We start from the raw sequence: 2328 nt of genomic DNA on the forward strand, positions 1-2328 counted from the left end.
CTTCATAACCGTGTGGAAGCAGCATGACAAGGCCTGACTTTTGACCCCATTTTGCACGGCCTGCCGCGATGAATTGGTCAAAGATCACTTGTGCTGTATTAGCGAAGTCACCGAATTGTCCTTCCCATAATACAAGTGTCTCAGGTGCAAATACATTATATCCATATTCATAAGCCAGAACTGCCGTTTCAGTAAGCGGGCTGTTATGAACAGCGAATGATGCTTTGGCAGTTTCTAGTGTGTGAAGTGGTGAATATGTTTTTCCGTTAACACTATCATGTAACATGATATTGCGTTGTGCGAATGTTCCGCGCTCTGAATCTTGTCCTGTCAATCGGATTGGAGTGCCGTCACTTAATATGGATGCGAATGCCAATGTCTCAGCATGAGCCCAATCAATTTTCCCGTCAGCACCAAAGGAATCCAAGCGACGTGATAAGATCTTTCCTAACTTTTTATTAGGAGTGAATCCTTCCGGCCACTTAACAAGTTCTTCGTTAATTGTAACAAGTTCTTGTTTAGGAACTGACGTATCAATGGCTGGAAGTCCTTTTTCAATAATCCCAGGAGGATTACATTCTTTAGAAGCTTCCGGTTTATTTCCGGAAATTTTCGCATATGCATCTGCAAGCCTTGTATCCACTTGCTCAGCAATCGCTTTAACTTCAGCTTCAGTGAACTCACCGGATTGAATCAGTTTTTTTCCATAAAGCTCTTTAACGGTTTGGTGCTTATGAATTAATGCATACATTTCAGGTTGAGTCACCAATGGCTCATCCATTTCGTTATGGCCGAAACGTCTGTAACCGATCAGGTCGATCAAGAAATCCTTGTTGTATTTTTCACGATATAGGTTAGCAAGGTTCACAGCAGCCATACATGCTTCCGGATCATCTGCATTCACATGCACGATCGGCACTTCAAAGCCTTTGGCCAAATCACTGGCATATAGGGTAGAACGTGAATCTTCACTTTCCGTTGTAAAACCGATCATGTTATTGGCGATGATATGGATGGCGCCGCCAACTTGATAACCGCGTAAACGGCTTAAGTTAAACGTTTCAGGTACAATTCCTTCACCTGGGAATGCTGCATCACCATGAATCAGGATGGCAAGAGATTTGGAAATGTCTTGAACCGGGAATCCTTTTTCTGAACGGTCTTCTTGTGCCGCACGAGAATACCCTTCCACGATTGGACCGACTACTTCCAAGTGACTTGGGTTATTGGCAAGTGTAATCCTTGCTTTTTGTATATTTGATTTAGTTATCTGTTTATCCAGACCTAAATGGTATTTAACATCACCGGTCCATCCATTGTTAATGCCTGTTGAACCTTCGGAAGGAACCAAATCTTTATTCGGTGAATGTTGGAATTCAGAGAAGATGACCTCATATGGCTTTCCTAATACATGTGCTAGAACATTCAAACGTCCTCGGTGAGCCATGGCAATATTCACATTCCCAGTACCGCTTTGAACAGTTTGTGAAATCATTTCATCTAGAATCGGAACCAAAGCATCCAGTCCTTCAATAGAGAAACGTTTTTGCCCTACATATGTGCGGTGAAGGAATTTCTCGAAACCTTCAACTTCATTCAATCGTTTAAGTAATAGTTCCCTTTTCTCTTTAGTCACTTCCGGGAACATGTTTCCGGATTCGACCATATCAGTAAGCCATTGCTTTTCATCCAAGTCATTAACATGGTGAAATTCAAAGGCTATCGTTTTTGTATAGAGTTGTTTTAGGTATTGTACGGCTTCGTATCCGTCTTTCACGTCTTCAGGTGATTCCGGGCAAATAAAGTCAGCCGGTATTTTCCTTAAATCATCTGCAGTCAAGCCATATTTTTCAAAGTGAATTTGTTCAGTGTCCAGAGCTTCTTCTTTTAAAGGATAAATATTTGCAGCAAGATGTCCGTATGCACGGATATTTTCAGCTAACTTTACTGCAGACATAATTTTCTTCATCGGAAGAACTTCTCCAGCTTGTACAGTTGGTGCACTTCCAGTCGTTGTTTCTGCCGATACATCGAATGAAGGAGGACCTGCTACTTCAAAAAAGTTTTTCAGTTCCGGATCCACTTCTTCCGGGTTGGCTAGAAATAGATCGTATTGCTCCATGACATACCCAAGGTTTGGACCTGAAAAAGCTTTCCAGTGGTCTAATACCTTAGAATCATTGATGGTCATTTTGTAAACCCCCAAATTTTTCTCATAATTTTTTTCATTACGTTTTATCCATCCCCAAATTTCTTTCTTCTAAATTTTCCCCAAATATATGTGATACTCATCACAAAATCAAATATCCGTCATGGTAATTCTTATTT

General features: G+C 41.0%; 1 protein-coding gene. It reads right to left on the reverse strand.

All coding sequences use genetic code 11. The features are described 5' to 3' along the window. The coding region (locus tag ACFVSH_RS25605; RefSeq protein ID WP_387708568.1) for a 2-oxoglutarate dehydrogenase E1 component at positions 1 to 2191 on the reverse strand (2191 nt) is incomplete at its 3' end. Positions 2192 to 2328: the final 137 nt, after the last annotated feature.

Source organism: Peribacillus sp. NPDC058002 (assembly GCF_042886655.1).
Classification (GTDB): Bacteria; Bacillota; Bacilli; order Bacillales; family DSM-1321; genus Peribacillus; species Peribacillus aracenensis.